At 63.2% G+C, this 19,340-nt stretch carries 15 protein-coding genes; all 15 read left to right on the plus strand.

Annotated features, from left to right (window positions below):
• The first annotated feature begins 287 nt into the window (after window positions 1-287).
• The 15 genes from LC531_RS13900 to LC531_RS13970 all read left to right on the plus strand — a co-directional run bounded on the left by LC531_RS13900 (window position 288) and on the right by LC531_RS13970 (window position 19,298).
• The gene (locus LC531_RS13900) at window positions 288-1,694 is read left to right on the plus strand and encodes a glycoside hydrolase family 30 protein (RefSeq protein ID WP_223651171.1); all 1,407 of its coding nucleotides are present in this window, start codon (window positions 288-290) and stop codon (window positions 1,692-1,694) included.
• A 188-nt stretch (window positions 1,695-1,882) separates the two neighbouring features.
• On the plus strand, window positions 1,883-4,243 hold the full coding sequence (locus tag LC531_RS13905; protein WP_223651173.1) for a glycoside hydrolase family 3 N-terminal domain-containing protein: 2,361 nt from the start codon (window positions 1,883-1,885) through the stop codon (window positions 4,241-4,243).
• A 509-nt stretch (window positions 4,244-4,752) separates the two neighbouring features.
• Window positions 4,753-6,045 carry a glycoside hydrolase family 5 protein gene (locus LC531_RS13910; protein ID WP_223651175.1) on the plus strand — a complete coding sequence of 431 codons (1,293 nt, stop codon included), beginning with the start codon at window positions 4,753-4,755 and terminating at the stop codon, window positions 6,043-6,045.
• A 40-nt stretch (window positions 6,046-6,085) separates the two neighbouring features.
• Window positions 6,086-6,703 (plus strand): hypothetical protein, encoded by a 618-nt coding sequence (locus tag LC531_RS13915; RefSeq protein ID WP_223651177.1) that lies wholly within the window; start codon window positions 6,086-6,088, stop codon window positions 6,701-6,703.
• A 103-nt stretch (window positions 6,704-6,806) separates the two neighbouring features.
• Complete coding sequence (locus LC531_RS13920) at window positions 6,807-7,745, plus strand: SGNH/GDSL hydrolase family protein (protein ID WP_223651178.1); 939 nt, start codon at window positions 6,807-6,809, stop codon at window positions 7,743-7,745.
• Between the two features lie 165 nt (window positions 7,746-7,910).
• The gene (locus LC531_RS13925; RefSeq protein ID WP_223651180.1) at window positions 7,911-9,158 is read left to right on the plus strand and encodes an efflux RND transporter periplasmic adaptor subunit; all 1,248 of its coding nucleotides are present in this window, start codon (window positions 7,911-7,913) and stop codon (window positions 9,156-9,158) included.
• 83 nt (window positions 9,159-9,241) lie between these two features.
• A complete protein-coding gene (locus LC531_RS13930) occupies window positions 9,242-10,777 on the plus strand; it encodes a TolC family protein (protein WP_223651182.1) in 1,536 nt (511 codons plus the stop codon).
• Between the two features lie 137 nt (window positions 10,778-10,914).
• Window positions 10,915-11,613: an ABC transporter ATP-binding protein gene (locus LC531_RS13935; protein ID WP_223651184.1), complete on the plus strand. Its 699-nt coding sequence runs from the start codon at window positions 10,915-10,917 to the stop codon at window positions 11,611-11,613.
• A 142-nt stretch (window positions 11,614-11,755) separates the two neighbouring features.
• Entirely contained in the window at window positions 11,756-13,009 is a 1,254-nt protein-coding gene (locus tag LC531_RS13940) for an ABC transporter permease (RefSeq protein ID WP_223651186.1), read from the plus strand.
• Complete coding sequence (locus LC531_RS13945; RefSeq protein WP_223651188.1) at window positions 13,006-14,196, plus strand: ABC transporter permease; 1,191 nt, start codon at window positions 13,006-13,008, stop codon at window positions 14,194-14,196. Before LC531_RS13940 ends, LC531_RS13945 begins: the two co-directional genes overlap by 4 nt.
• Window positions 14,197-14,424: 228 nt before the next feature.
• Window positions 14,425-15,102, plus strand: coding sequence for a head GIN domain-containing protein (locus LC531_RS13950; protein ID WP_223651190.1), 678 nt, complete (start codon window positions 14,425-14,427; stop codon window positions 15,100-15,102).
• Between the two features lie 112 nt (window positions 15,103-15,214).
• Window positions 15,215-15,913, plus strand: coding sequence for a head GIN domain-containing protein (locus LC531_RS13955; RefSeq protein WP_223651192.1), 699 nt, complete (start codon window positions 15,215-15,217; stop codon window positions 15,911-15,913).
• A gap of 60 nt (window positions 15,914-15,973) precedes the next feature.
• Window positions 15,974-17,344 (plus strand): sigma-54-dependent transcriptional regulator, encoded by a 1,371-nt coding sequence (locus LC531_RS13960; RefSeq protein WP_223651194.1) that lies wholly within the window; start codon window positions 15,974-15,976, stop codon window positions 17,342-17,344.
• A gap of 75 nt (window positions 17,345-17,419) precedes the next feature.
• Window positions 17,420-18,724 (plus strand): sensor histidine kinase, encoded by a 1,305-nt coding sequence (locus tag LC531_RS13965; RefSeq protein WP_223651196.1) that lies wholly within the window; start codon window positions 17,420-17,422, stop codon window positions 18,722-18,724.
• Window positions 18,725-18,830: 106 nt separating this feature from the next.
• On the plus strand, window positions 18,831-19,298 hold the full coding sequence (locus LC531_RS13970) for an HYC_CC_PP family protein (protein WP_223651198.1): 468 nt from the start codon (window positions 18,831-18,833) through the stop codon (window positions 19,296-19,298).
• Window positions 19,299-19,340 lie beyond the last annotated feature (42 nt).

Below are 19,340 nucleotides of genomic sequence, written 5' to 3' on the forward strand. Positions count from 1 at the left end.
GAAATTTTTATTTTTTACGAAGCAATGTTGCAAAAATTGAACGATTCATCCTAACAGCTTGCTGGTTGCAGGGCGGGGCTATGCCAGGCTTAGCTGATACGCCCCGTATTTCCGCGCTTCATTGCGCGTGGTGGGCGGGCAGGCCGCTACCCCACGGTAGTCAGCCAGCGCAAGCGGCCGTGGCTACCCGTTTTTAAGTACTTTTCGCCCGATACAGCCGCACGTCTCCTTCGGGAGGAGGCAGCCGTTTAGGAATCATCCATCTCCTACCCTACCCCCTCCCACCCATGAAAAGCGCTTCGTTCTACTGGCTATTGGCTGCCTGCTCAGCGATTGGCTTGCTACCGGCCCAGGCCCAGCGCGCGGGCCACGTGCAGGCCTGGGTCACTACCCCCGACCAGCAGCAGCTACTGCGCCGGCAGCCGGGTGCCCTCCAGTTTGGCCCTACCCCCCCGGCCGGGGCCGTGATTGAGGTAGACGATAGCCAGACCTACCAGACGATGGCTGGCTTCGGCTACTGTCTCACCGGGGGCAGCGCCGAGCTGCTGGCCGCCATGAGTGCCCCGGCGCGGGCGAAGCTGCTGCGCGAGCTGTTCGGCACCGGGCCCACTGACATCGGCGTGAGCTATTTGCGCCTGAGTATCGGGGCTTCGGACCTCGACGCGACGGTGTTCAGCTACGACGACCTGCCGGCGGGCCAGACCGACCCCACGCTGGCGCGCTTCAGCCTGGCCCCGGATGAAAAGTACCTGCTTCCAGTGTTGAAGGAGATTCTGACTATTAATCCTACCCTCCAGCTGCTGGGCTCGCCCTGGAGCCCGCCCGCCTGGATGAAGACCAACGAGGCCAGCAAGGGGGGTAGCCTCCGGCCGGAGTACTATGGCGCGTATGCGCAGTATTTTGTGAAATACCTGCAAGCCATGCAGGCCCGCGGCATTACCGTGGCGGCCATCACGCCCCAGAACGAGCCGCTGCACCCCGGCAACAACCCCAGCCTGCTGCTGCCGGCCGAAGCGGAGGCCGAATTTATTGGCCGGTACCTGGGGCCGGCCATCAAGGCGGCGGGGCTGAAAACCAAGATTATCTGCTACGACCACAACGCCGACCGGCCCGACTACCCGCTCACGGTGCTCGGCAGCGCGGCGGCCTACCCCTACGTGGATGGCTCGGCCTTTCACCTCTACGCCGGGGCCATTGAGGCGCTGAGCCAGGTGCACGACGCTTTTCCGAAGAAGAATATCTACTTCACGGAGCAGTGGGTAGGCGCGAAAACCGACTTTGCAGGCAACCTCGACTGGCACACCAAAACCCTATTTATCGGCGCGCCGCGCAACTGGGCCCGCACTGTGCTGGAGTGGAACCTGGCCGCCGACCCGCAGCAAAAACCCTACACGCCCGGCGGCTGCACCGAGTGCCTGGGCGCGCTCACGCTGGCCCCCGGCGACCAGGTGACGCGCAATGTAGCCTATTACCTGGTGGCCCACAGCAGCAAATGGGTGCGGCCGGGCGCGGTGCGCATCGGCTCCAGCAGCCCGGCAGAACTACCCAACGTGGCCTACCGCACGCCCGCCGACGGGCACGTGGTGCTGGTGCTCAACGCCCGGCCAACGCCCCAAACCTTTGGCCTGCGCTACCAAGGGCGGGCCGTGGCGGCGACGCTGCCGGCCGGGGCCGTGGGCACCTACGTGTGGTAGTGTTTGGGTGGCGGGCGAAGGCTTTGAAGCGGTACTTGGCTGCCGGTATCTATACTGAAGTAGTCGGCGCGGCCGCTTCGCCGCTCCTCCGCCCCATAACTAACCTTTGCCAAAAACCAATTACTCCGCACGCCGCCGCGCTGCCGTTCTTTACCAGCTAAACATATTTCTTGTTTTAGCCCTATTTCATGTTTCCTTCCCGCACCCTGGGCCTGGCCGCGCTGCTACTGGCCGGCACCTGCGCCACGCACGCCCAAAAAGCCCCCAAAGCCGCCCGGCCCGCCAAGACCCGCGCCTACGTCCCTACCCCCCCCGCCGAGGTGGACCGCCGCGTGGAGGCCCTGCTGAGCCAGATGACGCTGGCCGAAAAAGTGGGCCAGATGACCCAGATAACGCTAGCCGTGGTGGCCAAGGGCAAGAGCCGCTACGCCAGCGACTCGCCCTTTGGCCTCGATGACAGCCGGCTGCGCGATGCGCTGGTGACCTACCACGTGGGCTCCATTATTAACTCGACCGATGACCGGGCGTGCACGCCGGCCGTGTGGTACGCCTTGCAGCAGCAGATGCAGGCCGTGGCCGCGCAGGACCGCCTCAAGATTCCGATGCTGTATGGTATCGACGCCATTCATGGCGAAACCTACACCACCGGGGCCACTTTTTTTCCGCAGGAAATAGCACAGGCGGCTAGCCGCAACCGGGCGCTGGTGCGGCGCGGGGCCGAGATTACGGCCTACGAAACGCGGGCCAGCAGCATTCCGTGGGCCTTTTCGCCGGTACTGGACCTGGGCTCCGACCCGCGCTCGCCGCGGCTCTGGGAAACGTTTGGCGAAGACCCGTATTTGGGGGCCGAGATGGGCCGCCAAATCGTGAAGGGCTACGAGGGCGAGGCCAACGACATCGGCAATCCGGTGCACGTGGCAGCCAGCATCAAGCACTTTATGGGCTACCAAGTGCCGATGTCGGGCAAGGACCGCACGAATGCCAGCATCTCGGACGAATCGCTGATGGAGTACCATTGGCCCGCTTTCAAGGCCGCCATCGAGGCTGGGGCTCATACCATGATGATAAATTCGGGGCTGATAAACGGGGTACCGATGCACGCCAACCACGCCCTGCTGACCACGCTGGTGAAGGAAAAAATGGGCTTTAAGGGCCTATTAGTGACCGACTGGCAGGATATTGAAAACCTCTTTTCCCGCGACCACCTCGCCGCCTCGCCCAAGGAAGCCATTAAAATGGCCATTAATGCGGGCATTGATATGTCGATGGTGCCGTATCAGTACGAAGCCTTCTGCAAGGGCCTCACCGAGCTGGTGCAAGAGGGCCAGGTGCCCCAGAGCCGCGTGGACGACGCCGTGCGCCGCATTTTGCGCGTGAAAGTGGAGCTGGGCTTGTTTGAGCGCCCCGTCACGAATCCCAAGGACTACCCGCTTTTCGGCAGCGCCGAGTTTACCCGCGCTTCGTACCAGACGGCGGCCGAGGCCATTACGCTGCTCAAAAACCAGGACAATCTCTTACCCCTCGCCAAAACGACGAAGGTGCTCGTGACCGGCCCCAACGCCAACTCGATGCGCACGCTCAACGGCGGCTGGAGCTACTCGTGGCAGGGTGCCAAGGCGGAGGAATTTACGAGCCAGTACAACACGATTCTGGAGGCAGTGCAGCATAAAATCGGGGCCGCCAACGTGCAATACGTGCCCGGCGTGAGCTACGGCACCGGCCCCAACGCCAAGTACTACGACGAGCAGGCCGACCACCTGGAGGAGGCCGTGGCCGCCGCCGCGCAGGCCGACGTGGTGCTGCTGTGCCTGGGTGAAAACAGCTACGCCGAAAAACCCGGCGACCTCAACGACTTGTACCTGAGCGACCTGCAAACCCAGCTGGCCCAGCGCCTGGCCGCCACCGGCAAACCCGTGGTGCTGGTGCTAAACGAGGGCCGGCCGCGCCTCATCAGCCGCTTCGAGCCGGGCATGAAGGCGGTGGTGCAGACGTATTTGCCCAGCAATTTTGGCGGCGACGCGCTGGCCGATATTCTGTGGGGCGATGTAAACCCGTCGGGCAAATTGCCTTATACCTACCCCCGCTACCCCAACTCGCTGGTGGGCTACATCCACAAGTATTCGGAGGAGCAAAAAGCCGCCGCGGGCTCGTATGACTACGCGGCCGACTTCAACCCGCAGTACCGCTTTGGCGAAGGCCTGAGCTACACTACCTTCAAATACAGTAATTTAACGGTGGACAAAACCACTTTTGCAGCCGCCGACCAGGTGACCGTGACGGTGCAGGTAACGAACACCGGCCAGCGCGAGGGTAAGGAAGCCGTGCACCTCTACTCCTCAGACCTGGCCGCCAGCCAGATAGCGCCCGATATGCGCCGCCTGCGCCGCTTCGATAAGCTTTCCCTAAAGCCCGGCGAGACCCGGACCGTGACCTTTACCCTACCCATGCGCGAGCTGGGCTACTCCGGCCCCACCGGCCAGCCGGTGCTGGAGCCCGGCGAGTTTGAGCTGCGCGTGGGGGACTTGACTAAGCGGATTACGCTGCAGTAGAGGCAATAATAAACACGTAACCCAAGGGCCGTCATGCTGAGCTTGTCGAAGCATCTCTACCACGCCGTTAGACTACTAATCCAACGGCGTGGTAGAGATGCTTCGACAAGCTCAGCATGACGGCCTAATTGATTTTTGGCGATTTTCTAAACAGTTTCACAGTGTGAATTTTATAAAAAACTTACCTCGAAACGCTAAACTCACGATACTGCTAGTAGTCTTTAGCTCTATTCTGTACAACGTCTATGAATTCCGAATAAAAAGGTCTTTATCGTTGTACGGTGTGCTAGTTCCAGCTCAAGTGACATCGGTGACTTTCGCAAGAGGATACATTACTGATATAACATATAAATACAAAAACGTAATTTATAAAAATTACACGAGCGGAATAAAATACCGAAGCATTATCGGAGACACAGTCCTTATAAAGCTCTTACCTGATGACCCTGGGGGAATGATTATTTTTATCAAAGAACAAAAAAAATGATTACTTATAAAAGAGCTTTTACATGAAAATCACCCTTGTCGCGTTGCTCAGCCTAGCTAGCCTAGCCCACGCGCAGCAGGCGCCCCTACTGCGTGCCGAAGGCCCCAAAATCGTGGATGCCCAGCACCGCGAGGTGCTGCTGCGCGGCATGAACCTGGGCGGCTGGCTGTTGCAGGAAGGATACATGATGAAGCCCGGCTACGGCGGCACCCAGGGTTCGGTGAAAAAAGTGCTGTACGCGGCGGGGCTGAGCGACGCGGCGGTGGAAAAATTCTACCAGCAGTACCGGGACAATTTTATCACGAAGGCCGATATTGATTTTATTGCGCAACAGGGCTTTAACTGTATTCGCCTACCCCTGCACTACGACCTGTTTCTGACCCCGGCGCAGCGGGCGGTGCGCAACGGCGTGATTCGGGGAACGGTGCCGTATGCTGATTACGTGGCGAAGCTAAAGGAATGGCAGCAGAAAGGCGAGCTGTTTAAGGAGCCGGCCCGGCTCGAAGCCATTCGGATTATTGACCAGACGCTGGTCTGGTGCGCGGCCAATAAGCTATACGTGGTGCTGGATTTGCACGCCGCACCGGGCGCGCAGGGTACCGACTCGAACATCGCCGATGCCTTGCAGCCCAACGACTTCTGGAACGAGCCGGTGTACCAGGAAATGACCAATGGGCTGTGGGCCACGTTGGCCCGGCGCTATAAAAACGACGGCCGCATTGCCATGTACGACCTTATCAATGAGCCTAATAACGTGCCCGGCGGCAACCCGCCCATCCAGGCCATGTTTGAGAAGCTCATCAACACGGTGCGCGCCCAGGGCGACCAGCACCTGCTGCTGCTGGAGGGCAATGGCTACGGCAACAACTATAATTCTATCGAGAAAAAGACCTTCACGCACCAGGAGAACCTGGTGTATAACGCGCACCGGTACAGCATTTTGCCCAAATATCCGCTCAGTAATGCCGTGGACGCCAGCAACCCTGACGCTAACCAGCTCGGGGCCATTGGCAATTTGCTGCGCTTTCGGGCGGCGCAAAACGTACCGGTGTGGGTGGGCGAAACCGGCGAAAACAGCGCGCAGTGGATGGGCGAGGCTGCCCGTAACCTCAACAGCGTGGGCATCGGCTGGTGCAACTGGACCTACAAGCGCTTTAGCGACAAGCCAATTGCGGCGCTGCTGCGCATCAGGCTGCCCTACCCGGTCGATGTGAAGTCGGCCGCCGATTTGCCGGTTATTTTGGAAAATATCAAATTCCAGAATTGCGTACTGAACCCGGAGGTGATTGCCGCGCTGAAGGCGGAATTGAAGTAATTTTCGTCGTCCTTCCTCAGCTACATTTAGTCCTTACCCCATGCGCTGGTGCCCGTTGTTATTGCTCGCGGGGGGCTTTTGCGCGGTGCGGCTGGCGGGTGCCCAGGTGGCCCCGGCAGCCACGCACGCTATTGAGCGCCCGGTGCCGCTGGATGCGGTGCGCGTGACGGCGGCGCACCTACGACGGCGGGTAGTGGGCAATTCGAGTGATTCGCGGCAGACGTTTTTTTGGCCCGACTACAATACGCCCGGCAATCAATTCGGCCAGCTCCTTTCGTTGCAGCGGCCGGGCTGGTTAGAGGCAGTTTCGTTTCACGCAGCGGCGTGCAGCTACGACAGCCTGTTTTTACGGGTGCAGGTGTATGGCGTGGACCAAGGATTTCCGGGGGCGGCGCTGCTGCTGCGGCCGGTGGCCGTACGGCTGGCGCGGGCCGACCTGGCCAACCGGGTGGTGCTCGACCTGCGGCCATCCCACGTCTGGCTCAAGGGCGACGCGGTGGTGGCACTCGAAATACTGCGGGCGCAGGGGCCGGATACGCTGGCCTTTTCGGCGGCGATGGTACCGGGGCCGAGCTACGAAATTGACCTGCCCGGCGACAGTACCAACTGTAACATTCCGCCGCGGGGCACCAGCCGGGGGGCGGTGCCCTGGCAGTAGAGCCCTACTACCCCCTGGCGCAAAACCAACCTGTTCAGCATTGGCATAAACGCGACTATTCTGCAAGAATCCCGTTAAGAGTTTCCTCTTTCTACCCCTGCTTATGAAAGCTAACCTGCTTGTTTACTTCGCTTCGGCCCTTTTACTGGCCGCCCCTACCCCCCCGGCCGCGGCCCAGGCAGCCCCGAAGCCCACAGTTATTCTCTTCGTGGGCAACAGCTTTTTTCACGGGGCTTTTGAGCCGGTGCTGAGCTACAACACAGCGGCCGTGACCGACGAAAACTTTAAGCCCACCGGGCCGCGCAGCGGGCGCGAGCACGCCGATGGGCCCTGGGGCGGTATTCCGGGCATTTTCAAGAAGCTGACTGACGAGGTAGGGCTGAACTACGAAGTACACCTGGAGGCCATCAGCGGGCAGACCTTGCAGTTTCATTACGACAGCGCGCTGGCCGTGATTAAGCAGCCCAAGTGGGACCGGGTGATTATGCACGACTACAGTACCGGACCGGTGCCCATGCGCCACGGCGGCCAGCCCGCGCGATTTTTCACCTACGCCACCAAGCTGGAGCAGGCCGTGCACGAGGTGAATCCAAAGGCCAAAATATACCTCTACGAAACCTGGGCGCGGGCCGACCTCACCTATCCCGCCGACAAAAATTACACCGGCCTACCCCTCGACTCGATGACGACCGACCTGCACCGGGCCTACTACCAGGAAGCGGCGCAGGACCACGGCTTTGCGGGCGTGGCACCGGCCGGCGATGCCTGGCTGCGCGCCGTGCGCCAGGGCCTGGCCGACCCCAACCCCTACGACGACGCCGAGCCCGGTAAAGTGGACCTCTGGGGCCGCGACCACTACCACCCCAGCGCCTACGGTGCCTACCTCAACGCCTGCGTGGTGCTGGCTGAAGTAACGGGCTACGACCCCCGCAAGTTGGGCGCGCAGGAGCAGGCCGCCGCCGCCCTGGGCATCGCGCCCGAGGTGGCCGTGCGGCTGCAAAAAATAGCCTACGAGCAGGTGCGGGCCGGGCGCAAGGGGTAGGGCCGGCCGCGACTGTCCGGCAATGGACACACTGCCCGGTAATGGACGCATTTCGCTGGATGTTTCGGCTTGTATAGTGAATTAATTTATTGATTAATAAGTAGTTATTTTGCTGGCACGGAGCTTGGCTTTAGTAGGGAGAACTACCTTGCTACTTGCCCGCTCATGGACAGAATTATTGACACCGCTACCCAGCGCCGCCGCCGGCTGCGCACCTGGCTGCTCGGCGTGGCGGCGCTGGCCGCGCTGCTGGCGGCCGGGTGGGGGCTGCGGGCCGCGTTGCAGCCCAGCCTGCGGCGGGGTGATATCCTCACGGCCCGTGTCGAAACCGGTGACGTGGACGCCACGCTCACCGCCGCCGGCACCATTATTCCGGCGCGGGAGGTGGTCATTACCAGTCCCATCCCGAGCACAGTGCGGCGGGTGGTGCTGGCGGTGGGCGCACGGGTGCGGCCGGGCCAGCTCATCCTGGAATTGGACAAAGACCTGGCCGCCTCGGCGCTGGCCAAGCTCGACGATGAGCAGCTGCGCAACCAGAATAAGAACTCGCAACTACAGCTCACGCTGGACCGCAGCCTCACCGACCTGGCGGCCCAGCAGCAGAGCCAGGATTTGAAGGTGAGCAGCCTGGAATCGGCGTTGCGCGATGAGCAGCACCTGCTAGCCATTGGGGGCGGCACCGCCGAGGCCGTGCGCCAGGCCGAATTGAACCTGCGCACCGCCCGCCTCGAAGCCCAGCGCCTGCGCCAACAGCTGGCCAACCAGCGCCTGGCCAGCCAGGCTGACCGCCGCGAGCTGGGCTATACCGTGTCGATGCAGCAGCGCAGCATCCAGGAGCAGGCCGGCAAGCTACGCCAGGCCGACATCAGCAGCCAGCTGCCTGGCGTGCTCACTTGGGTAAATGACAACCTCGGGGCCACCGTGCAGGCCGGCGACGCCCTGGCGCGGGTAGCCGACCTCAGCCGCTACCGCGTGCGCGCCACGCTCGCCGATAGCTACGCCGACCAGCTGCACCCCGGCGATGCCGTGCTGGTGCGCCTCGGCCCCGGCACCGACCTGCGCGGCACCGTGGCCAGCATCAGCCCGGCCGTGGACAAGGGGGTAGTGACCTTTTACGCTACCCTCGCCAACGACCACCACCCGGCCCTGCGCGCCAATCTGCGCGCCGACGTGTTCGTGATAACCCGCGCCCACCGCGGCGTGCTGCGCCTCCACAACGGCCCCTTCTACCAGGGCGGCCAGGAGCAGCCGGTGTTCGTGCTGGCGGGGGGTAGGGCCGGGCGCAGGGTGGTGCATTTTGGCGATAGCAACACCGATTACGTGCAGGTGCTGAGAGGCTTGACGAAGGGTGAGGAGGTGATTGTGTCGGATACCAAGGGGTTTGTGGACACGCCGGAATTGCAGGTGGAGTAGCCCCATACACTTCCGGCCCCCTTCCCTGCGGGGGAGGGAGAGCCTGACGAGCCTTCATCTAAAACTTATTAAAAATTACCGCCGTGTTTCTCGTCCGTAAAAAATTACCGTGCCATCAGCAATCGTCCGGCTCCCCTCCCCCGCAGGGGAGGGGTCGGGGGTGGAGCTGCGCACGGCGGGCGGCCTTACTCCTGCTCCTCCTACCCCTCATCGCCCCTGCCCAAACCCTCACCCTCCCCGACCTCATTCAACAAACCCTCACCACCGCCGCGCCCGGCCTGCAAGCCCGCGCCGCCCGCGAGGGCGGCTACTGGGCCTACCGCGCCTACCAGGCCAGCTACCGGCCGCAGCTGGCGCTGCAAGGCGTGGTGCCGAGCTTCAACCGGGCCATTATTCCGGTGGTGCAGCCCGATGGCACGACCGCGTTTCAGTCGGTGCGCTACAACAACTCGCTGCTGGCCGTGAACCTGACGCAGAACATCGGCCTCACCGGCGCGCAGGTGGTGGTGGGCTCGCAAGTGCAGCGGTTCGATGATTTTATCCGAACCGAGAAACGCTATAACAACCAGCCCTTTACCCTGGGCCTGACCCAGCCGCTGGGCTACTTCAACGCCCTGAAGTGGGACAGCCGCATCGCACCGCTGCTCTACCAGGAAAGCCAGCGCCAGTATCTGGAGGACCGCGAGGCCATCGCGCAGCGCGTGACGGAACTGTATTTCGACGTGCTGTTGCAGCAGGTAAACGCCGCCGTGGCCGGCCAAAACGCCCAGGCCACCGCCGAGCTGCTGCGGGTGGGTAGGGAGAAATACCAACTGGGCCGCCTCTCGGAAAGCGACTTATTGCAATTAGAACTCAACCTGCTGAACGCCCAGCAGGCCCAGGCTCAGGCGCTGCTCGACGCCGAAACCGCCACCGTGAGCCTGCGTACCTACTGCGCCCTCCCTACCCCCGACCCCACCGCCGGAGCCGCGCCACTGGCCGTGCCGACCCCCGCGCCTACCCTGGCCGTAGTGCCCGCCGAGGCGCTGGCCCAGGCCCAGCAGCACCGGGTGGCGGTGCTGGCCCTGGCCCGCCGCCAGCTGCAAGCGGCCCGCGACGTGGCCCAGGCGCGCGGCACCACCGGCCTGCTGGCTACCCTCACCGCCAACCTCGGCTACGTAAACCAGGCCCCGCAACTAACTGACAGCTACCGCGCCCTGCAAAACCAGCAGCAGGTGGCGCTGGCTTTCTCCCTACCCCTCGTGGACTGGGGGAGGCGCCGCGCCACCATCCGCACCGCCGAGTTGGCGCGCGACCAAACCCAGGCCGCCGTGAGCCAGGACCAGCGCAGCTTCGAGCAAACCGTGCTCACGCAGGCCGCCCAGGTGCCGGCCCTGGCCAGCCAAACCCGCCTGGCCGCCCGCGCCGATACGCTGGCCCAGCGCCGCTACGCCATCACCCGCGCCACCTATGAGGCCGGCCGCCTCAGTCTCACCGATTTAACGCTGGCCTCGGCCGCCAAGGACCTGGCGCGGCGCGGCTACATTCTGGCCCTGCGCGCGGGCTGGGTGGGGTATTATCGCCTGCGCGGTCTCACGTTATTTGACTTTGAAACCCAGCAGCCGCTGGCCGCGCAGTAGCGCGAAGTTTCCACTTCGTGCGCGAGCGCAGCGAGCATCATCGTTTGCGCCGCCCGGCCCCCCTGCTCGCTGCGCTCGCGCACGAAGTAGAAACTTCGCGCTACTGCCTTTGCCACTCCTTTTTAGCTTCTTGCCCCATGTCCCTCCCTACCCCCTCCGCGCCGCCCGTCATCCAGCTTACTGGCATCGAAAAAGTCTACCAGACCAAAACCATCGAAACCGTGGCCCTGAGCCAGGTTAATATCTCTATTCAGCGCGGCGAGTTTGTGTCGGTGATGGGGCCCAGCGGCTGCGGCAAATCGACGTTACTCAGCCTGATGGGCCTGCTCGATGAGCCTAGCAGCGGCACCATTGAGATTGATGGGCGGGCCGTAACCTCGTATTCCGATAAGGAACTGGCGGGCCTGCGCAACCACAAAATCGGCTTCGTTTTTCAGAGCTACCACCTGATAAACGACCTCTCGGTGCGCGACAACGTGGAGTTGCCGTTGCTCTACCGGCCGGGGGTAGGCGGCGCCGAGCGCCGCCGCCGCGCCCTAGCCGCCCTCGACCAGGTGGGCCTCAATGCGCGCACCGGCCACTTCCCGGCGCAACTCAGCGGGGGGCAGCGGCAGCGCGTGGCCATTGCCCGCGCCCTGGCCGGCGCGCCCGAAATCATCCTGGCCGACGAGCCCACCGGCAACCTCGACTCGGTGATGGGCGAGGAAATAATGGCCCTGCTGCTGGGCCTCAACCGCGACCAGGGCACCACCCTCGTCATGGTCACCCACGACGAGCAGCAGGCCCTGAAAACCCAGCGCCTCATCCGGTTTTTCGACGGAAGACAAGTGGCGTGAGCAGCTACTGAACCAACAAATAAGAACGTCATGCTGAGCTTGTAGAAGCATCTCTACCACGCCGTCAGGGTTAGTAATTCTAACGGCGTGAGATGCTTCGACAAGCTCAGCATGACGGACGAAAATTTTCAATCTCTCTGCTATGCTCCTATCCTACCTCAAAATTGCCTGGAAAGTCCTCTTGCGGCGCAAGTTCTTCACCGCCATCAGCCTGTTTGGCATCAGCTTCACGCTGATGATTCTGCTGGTGGTGTATGCGTTGATAGATTTTGCCGCTGGGCCGCACCGGCCTGAGCTACGCAGCGACCGGCTATTGTTTATCAACCGAATACAGCTGCTGTATCGCGACGGCGGCACTAGTAACAGCAGCATGGGCTATGCTTTTCTAGACCGGTACGCCCGCCCGCTGCATACGCCCGAAAAAGTGTCTATCAGCCAAAGCAACTGGGGTACGGCTGTGGCCTACGTAGGGCAGCAAGTGCTGAAACTTGACCGTAAGCGCACAGATGGCGCATTTTGGCAAGTGTTGGATTTCGACTTCTTGGAGGGTCGCCCCTATAACCAGCGCGAAGTACAGGATGGAGCCCACGTAGCGGTAGTAAGTGAAACTACGGCCCGGCGCTACTTCGGCACTGCGGCGGGCGTGGCGGGGCGCGAGATGGTGCTCGATGCGGTGCCCTATCGGGTAGTAGGCGTGGTGCGCGACGTATCGTTGGTGCGCCTGCATAGCTACGCCGAACTGTGGCAGCCCATCTCGGCCACCGCCGACAACTTACGCGACTCCGAGTATTTGGGGAAGTACCAGGCCATCGTACTGGCCCGCCGCCCGGCCGACGTGCCGCTCATTAAGGAGGAGTACTTACAGGTTATCAACCGCGTACCGCTGCCCGACCCCAAGCGCTACAGCAAAGTAAACTCGCGGGCCCAAACGCTGCTGGCGTCGTCGCTGGGCAGCAATGAAAATGCTACCGAAGTGGAGGGCGCGGCCGGGCCGTTTCTGCGGGTAGTGGTGGGACTAGGACTGCTGTTTTTGCTGTTGCCGGCCCTCAACCTGATTAACATCAACGTGAGCCGCACGCTGGAGCGCTCCTCCGAGATTGGCGTGCGCAAGGCCTTCGGAGCCACGGGTAGGCAACTGGTGGGGCAGTTTCTGGTCGAAAACATCTCCCTGACGCTGCTGGGGGCGGGACTGGGTTTGGGGCTGGCGGCCGGGGTATTGGCGCTGCTCAATAGCAGCCACCTGGTGCCCTACGCCTCATTTGGATTAAATGGACGAGTGTTTGGGGCGGCGCTGGGCGTAGCCCTGTTTTTCGGAATCCTGTCGGGCGCTTACCCGGCTTATAAAATGTCGAAGTTGCACGCCGTAAAGGCTTTAAAAGGAGACCTTGCCGCATGATACGCCACCTGTTTACCCTAATATGGAACCGCAAGCGGGCTAATGCCTTGCTGACCCTGGAAATTTTTCTGGCTTTCATAGTGCTCTTTGCAGTAGGCAGCGTGGGCGTGTACTATTGGAATAATTACCGGTCACCGATGGGCTTCACCTATAAAAACGTGTGGCAAATTGACCTTAGTCCCGGCACTCAGCCCCGCGCCGAACAATTTGGCACCTTGCAGCAAGTGCTGGCGCAACTGCGCAGCACACCGGGCGTAGTGGGCGTATCGCGCAGCAACGACAACGTGCCGTTCGCCTTCAGCAATAACACTACTGGACTGGAATACGGTGAAGGCCCCGCCAAGCGGTCGGCAGGTGACGCAAATATTTACAGTGCTGGCCCCGAGCTACGTGCTATAATGGATGTGCAGCTGCGCGAAGGCCGCTGGTTTGACCGCCGCGATGAAGTAGCCAATCCTGTTCCCATCGTCATCAACGAGCAATTGCGCGAGCAGCTTTTTGAGCCAGGTCAGGCGGCCCTAGGGCAGGTAGTGCGCAGCGGCGACGAGCGCTGGCGCATCGTGGGCGTAAGCGGCCCCTACCGGGCCGACGGCGAGCTAGACGAGCCTAAAGCGGGCCTGTTCCGTTATGTAGGCCCGCAGGATACTACACGGGCTTGGTTTAAGTTGGTGATGCGGGTCCAACCAGGGTCCGGCGCATTACTGGAGAAGAAAATCGGCGACGATATCCGTGCCATCAATCCGCTTTGGCATAGCAGTATTGATTACCTAACCGAAATGCGAATAGCGAAGTTAAAAATAAAATTAACGCCGCCAGCCATTCTGGGCGTAGTGTGCATTTTCCTTATTGTGAATGTGGCCCTGGGCCTGTTTGGCGTGCTGTGGCTCAACATCAACCAGCGGCGCGGCGAGCTGGGCGTGCGCCGCGCAATGGGCGCCTCGGGCGCGGCCATCAGCCGGCAGATTGTGGGTGAGATTCTGGTGCTCACCACCTTTGGGCTGGCGCTAGGGCTGCTGGTGGCGGTGCAGTTTCCGCTGCTGGGCGTGTTTAATGTGCAGGCCGGCGTGTATGGCACCGCGATGGCGCTGGCGGCGGGCGGCCTCTACCTGCTGGCGGCGGCCTGCGCGCTCTACCCCAGCCGGCTGGCGGCAGGCATTCAGCCGGCCGTGGCCTTGCGCGAGGAGTGAGGGGGTAGGGCGAGCGTTGGGGTAAGGTTTGGGCGGGTTGGGATAATCTTCTTGCACCGGCCGGGCAACGGGCGGCACCTTTGCCGCATCTCACCCGCCAACCAGTCAGCCCCTTACCGACTCGGTTTTATTTTTCCCTACCCTCGTAACGAACGCCCACCCGCCCCGGTATCCACCCCAAACGCTCGCTAATTCACTAATTTTCTAACTCATCACCTTACTAATCTCATGAAAAACCTGCTGCTTTCCGCCCTTCTTTCGCTGCTGGCCCTGGGGTCGGCGCTAGCCCAAACGCGGACCGTGCCGGCGTTTCACACCATTAAGGTGAGCGGCGGCATCGAGCTGACCCTCACGGCGGGCGCTGCCCAGCGGGTGGAGGTGAGCACCGAGCCGGCCGAGCTAGCCCAGTACCTGACCACTACTGTGGAGGACGGCACGCTGGTGCTGCGCTTCGAGCACCCCAATGGCAACGTGCGGAGCCAGCACTTGCGCGTGGCCGTCACGGCCGACCAGCTTACGGCCCTCACTGCAAGCAGCGGCGCAGCCGTGACAGCCCGCGGCGCATTCGCCGCGTCCACGTTCGTGCTCGACGCCTCGTCGGGGGCCGCCGTGCGCGCCGACCTGGCCATCAGCGACCTAACGGTGCGCCAGCACGGCGGCAGCGTGGTGACCCTCAACGGCCAGGTGGCCAAGCTGCTGCTGGACGTAAACGGCGGCTCCGTCTTTAGCGGCAACGACCTGGCAACTACCACCTGCCAGGCGCAGGCCAACGGCGGTAGCATCGTGCGGCTCAACACGAAAGACAGCCTCACGGCCACCGCCGACGGCGGGTCCAGCATCAAGTATCACGGCTCGCCGCAGGTGACGAAGCAAGCCAATGGTGGCAGCACCATCAAGGGCAGTTAGCAGAAGACGTCTGTCATTGCGAGCGCAGCGCGGCAATGACAGACGTCTTCTGCTAACTGCCCTTGCTTATTTAACTACATCTTTTTTTCACCCTCTTTCTGAGCTATTTCTGATGAAAAACCTGCTGCTTCCTACCCTGCTGTCGCTGGCCGCCCTGGCGCCCGCTTTTGCCCAAAGCGCCCAAACGCGCGCGGTGCCCACTTTCCACGCCATTAACGTGGGCACCGGCATCGAGCTGGACCTCACGGCCGGCCGCAGCCAGCGCGTGGAGGTGAGTGCCGCCACTACCGAGTACCGCGACCGCATTGAAACCGTGGTAAACGACGGCGTGCTCACGCTGCGCTATAAAAACCCCGACGACCGCTTCAACCGCGACCGCACCAACAAGCACCTGCGCGTGGCCGTGACAGCCGACGAGCTCACCGCCCTCTCGGCCCACAGCGGCTCGGAGGTGCGCACGACGGGCGATTTCGACGCGGCCGAGTTCAAGCTCGATATCTCGTCGGGAGCCACTGTGAAAACCGACCTGGCCACCACTACGCTCACCGTGCGCCAGAGCAGCGGCAGCACCGCCGACGTACGCGGCCACGCCACCAGCCTCGATATCCAGAGCAGCAGCGGCGCTTCGTTCGATGCCAAAGACCTGCAAACCGAACATTGCCGCGCCGAAGCCAGCAGCGGCAGCTCCATTACGGTGGCCGTGAAGGACGACCTCGTGGCCCAGGCCAGTAGCGGCGGCAGCATCAGCTACCGCGGCAACCCCCAGCTTACTAAACACACCAGCAGCGGCGGCGGCGTGAGCGGCCAGTAGAGATAGGGGTAGGGAGGCAATGACAAACGGCTCATTGTCTTTTCACGGCGATAACTGCCTATGATTTTAATAATTGACGACGACCTCGCCATTCGCACTTCCTTGCGGCTGCTGCTTAAGCAGGCCAGCTACGCCACCACGGCCGTAGCCGACCCCGCCGAGGCAGTGGCCGCCGTGCGTGCGGCGGCACCCGATTTGGTGCTGCTCGACATGAATTTTTCGGCCGCTACCAGCGGGGCCGATGGCCTGGCACTGCTGGCCGAACTGAAGGCATTAGCACCGCTGGTGCCCGTGGTGCTGCTCACGGGCTGGGGTAGCATTGCGCTGGCGGTGGCGGGCATGAAGGCTGGCGCTGCCGAATTCGTGACCAAGCCCTGGCAGAACGAGGCGCTGCTCCAGACCATCGCCACTACGTTGCAGCTGGCTGCGCCGGCCGGCCCTACCCCCCCGGCGGACCGCCAAGCGCTCGATAAGCAGTTTGATTTTCAGCATATTATTGGCGATGACCCGCAGCTGCTGGCCGTGCTGCGGCAGGTGGGCCAGGTGGCCGCCACCGACGCCTCGGTGCTGATTGAGGGCGAGAGCGGCACCGGCAAGGAGCTTATTGCCGAGGCGCTGCACCAGAACAGCCGCCGGCGCGGCGGCCCCTTCGTGAAGGTGAACCTGGGCGGCATTTCTTCTTCGTTGTTTGAAAGTGAGCTGTTCGGGCACCGGCGCGGGGCCTTCACCGATGCCCGCGCCGACCGGGTGGGCCGCTTCGAGCTGGCCAACGGCGGCACCATTTTTCTGGATGAAATCGGCGAATTGGAGCTAGCCAGCCAGGTGAAGCTACTGCGCGTGCTGCAAGACCGCACCTACGAGGTGCTCGGCGACTCGCGCCCCCGTCGCCTCGACCTGCGCGTGGTGGCCGCTACTAATAAGAACCTGGCCGAGCTAGTGGCCCAGGGCCGCTTCCGCGAAGACCTGTTTTACCGCCTCAACCTCATCACCCTGCGCCTACCCCCCCTGCGCGAGCGGGCCTCGGATATTGGGCCGCTAGCCCGGCACTTCGTGGCCAAGTTGCAGGCTACCTACCAGCGCCCCGGCCTGCGCCTGAGCCCGGCCGCCGCCCACTGGCTGCGAGAGCAGCCGCTGCCCGGCAACATCCGCGAGCTGAAAAACCTGGTGGAGCGCGCCGCCCTCACCGCCCCCCACGACGAGCTGACGCCCAGCGACTTTCAGGTGCCCACTGCCCGCCCTACCCCCCTCGCGCCGGCCGAGCTGCCCGCCCCCGGCACCATGACCCTGGAGGCGCTGGAAGAGCAGATGATACGCCAGAGCGTGGCCCACTACCAGGGCAATTTGAGCCGCGTGGCGCGGGCATTGGGGCTGAGTCGGGGAGCGTTGTATCGGCGGTTGGATAAGTTTGGGATTCCGTATAGTGAGTTGTAGCGCGGACTTTGTAGTCCGCTGCCGCATCGTTCGTCCATCGTTCAGGCGCGGACTACAAAGTCCGCGCTACTATTCATGCGCCTTCGGCTCCTGCTCTTCCTCCTACCCCTCTACACCGTGCTGGTGGCGCTGGCGGCGCAGGTGCGCCTGAGCAATCCGGCCTTATTCGTGGCCTGCGAAGCGACTATTTTGGCCAGCGCCGTGCTCACGTGGCGGTTCTACCGGGGGTTGGTGCAGCCGGTGCGGCTCATTGAGGCGGGTACGGCGGCGCTGGCGGCCCAGGATTTTAATTTGAAATTCGTACCGGTGGGCCAGCCCGAGCTGGACCGGCTCATTGGGGTATATAATCAGATGCTCGACGCGCTGCGGCAGGAGCGCATTGGGCAGCACGAGCAGAGTGTGCTGCTGGAACGCCTCATTGGGGCGTCGCCGGCGGGCATTCTGCTGCTCGATTTTGACGGGAATATTACCAGTGCCAATGCGGCCGCGGCGCGCGCATTTGGCCAGCCGGCCGCCGCGTTGCGCGGGCAGCCGGTGGCGGCCCTACCCCCTCCCTGGGGCCCAACGCTGGCCACGCTGGCGGCCGGCGAGCCCGCCACGCTGCGCCTGCCCACCGGCCACACCTACCGGGCGGCGGCGGCGCACTTCCTCGACCGGGGCTTTCAGCGGCGCTTCGTGGTGCTGGAAGAGCTAACGCAGGAGATTTTAGCTCAGGAAAAGCAGGCCTACGAGCAGCTCATCCGGCTGATGGCGCACGAGGTCAACAACTCCATCGGGGCGGTGAATTCACTGCTGGGCAGCTTCCGGCACTACGCGCCGCAGCTGGCGGCCACCGACCAGCCCGACTTTACCCAGGCCCTGGAGGTGAGCATGGCGCGCAACACGCAGCTGGCCGATTTCGTGGCCGGCTACGCCCGGCTGGTGCGCCTGCCGCCCCCCGCCCCGCACCCCCTCGACCTGCACCAGCTGCTGCGCGACCTCGGCCACCTGCTGGCCGCCCAGAGTGCGACCCAGGGCGTGGCCTGGCACTGGGAGCTGGCCAGCGAGGGCCCGCTGCCCATCGTGGCCGATTCGCAGCAGCTAACCCAGGCGCTGCTCAACGTGACCAAGAACGCGCTCGAAGCCATTGGGCCGGGCGGCGGCAACGTGTGGGTACGCACCACCGCCGCGCCCCCTACCCTCACGCTGGAGAACAATGGCACGCCGCTCACACCGGCCGTCAGCCAGCGGCTGTTCACGCCCTTTTTCAGCACCAAGCGCGACGGGCAAGGCATTGGTCTGCTGCTGGTGCGCGATATTTTAAGGGCGCACGGCTTCGCCTTCCGGCTCGAAATGGGGGCAAATGGCCGCACAGCCTTCAGCGTGCGGCTGACGATGTAGAGACGCGAAGGGTCGCGTCTCTATATCAGCCAGCCCGAATTCTATACCTCTAAAGCCGGCAGCTTACACCCTTACCCTACCCGGCCGGGCGTACCTTTACCCGGCCATGCTACACCGCCCTCATCCCGTTAGCCACCGCTTGCTCAGCGTCTTATTGGCGCTGTTGGTGCTGGCTACGTCGGTGGGCCTCACGGCCGAGCGGCACCGCTGCCGCATCAGTGGGCGCAGCACGGTGGCGCTGAGCCTGCCGGGCCGGGCGCTACCCGAGGCGGATGGCTGCGGCCGCCAGCAATCGGCGCGGGCCAAGCACCGGCCCAGCGGCTGCTGTGACATCAGCCACGTGCTGCACAAGCTCGATGCCCAGGCCAACGCCGGCAGCGCGGCGCACTGGCTGCCCACGCCCCCGGCGGCCCTACCCCCGGCTTTGGTGCCCGCGCCCGTTTGGGTTGGGTTGGCTTCGGCTGCGCCGCTAGCGGCCAGCGTGGCCGTGGGCACGGCGGCTAATTCGTCGCCGCCCGGCGCGCCGCGGGCGGGCCGCGTGCTGCTGGCGCGGTACTGCACGCTCGTCGTCTAGTTTTTTCTGAATACCGACTTGGCTAAAGGGCCGGGCCGGGTT

The organism is Hymenobacter psoromatis (assembly GCF_020012125.1).
GTDB classification, from domain to species: domain Bacteria; phylum Bacteroidota; class Bacteroidia; order Cytophagales; family Hymenobacteraceae; genus Hymenobacter; species Hymenobacter psoromatis.

Coding starts and splice junctions, on each gene's coding strand:
- LC531_RS13900 (WP_223651171.1), top strand. CDS start 288: ATGAAAAGCGCTTCGTTCTACTGGCTATTGGCTGCCTGCTCAGCGATT.
- LC531_RS13905 (WP_223651173.1), top strand. CDS start 1,883: ATGTTTCCTTCCCGCACCCTGGGCCTGGCCGCGCTGCTACTGGCCGGC.
- LC531_RS13910 (WP_223651175.1), top strand. CDS start 4,753: ATGAAAATCACCCTTGTCGCGTTGCTCAGCCTAGCTAGCCTAGCCCAC.
- LC531_RS13915 (WP_223651177.1), top strand. CDS start 6,086: ATGCGCTGGTGCCCGTTGTTATTGCTCGCGGGGGGCTTTTGCGCGGTG.
- LC531_RS13920 (WP_223651178.1), top strand. CDS start 6,807: ATGAAAGCTAACCTGCTTGTTTACTTCGCTTCGGCCCTTTTACTGGCC.
- LC531_RS13925 (WP_223651180.1), top strand. CDS start 7,911: ATGGACAGAATTATTGACACCGCTACCCAGCGCCGCCGCCGGCTGCGC.
- LC531_RS13935 (WP_223651184.1), top strand. CDS start 10,915: ATGTCCCTCCCTACCCCCTCCGCGCCGCCCGTCATCCAGCTTACTGGC.
- LC531_RS13940 (WP_223651186.1), top strand. CDS start 11,756: ATGCTCCTATCCTACCTCAAAATTGCCTGGAAAGTCCTCTTGCGGCGC.
- LC531_RS13945 (WP_223651188.1), top strand. CDS start 13,006: ATGATACGCCACCTGTTTACCCTAATATGGAACCGCAAGCGGGCTAAT.
- LC531_RS13950 (WP_223651190.1), top strand. CDS start 14,425: ATGAAAAACCTGCTGCTTTCCGCCCTTCTTTCGCTGCTGGCCCTGGGG.
- LC531_RS13955 (WP_223651192.1), top strand. CDS start 15,215: ATGAAAAACCTGCTGCTTCCTACCCTGCTGTCGCTGGCCGCCCTGGCG.
- LC531_RS13960 (WP_223651194.1), top strand. CDS start 15,974: ATGATTTTAATAATTGACGACGACCTCGCCATTCGCACTTCCTTGCGG.
- LC531_RS13965 (WP_223651196.1), top strand. CDS start 17,420: ATGCGCCTTCGGCTCCTGCTCTTCCTCCTACCCCTCTACACCGTGCTG.
- LC531_RS13970 (WP_223651198.1), top strand. CDS start 18,831: ATGCTACACCGCCCTCATCCCGTTAGCCACCGCTTGCTCAGCGTCTTA.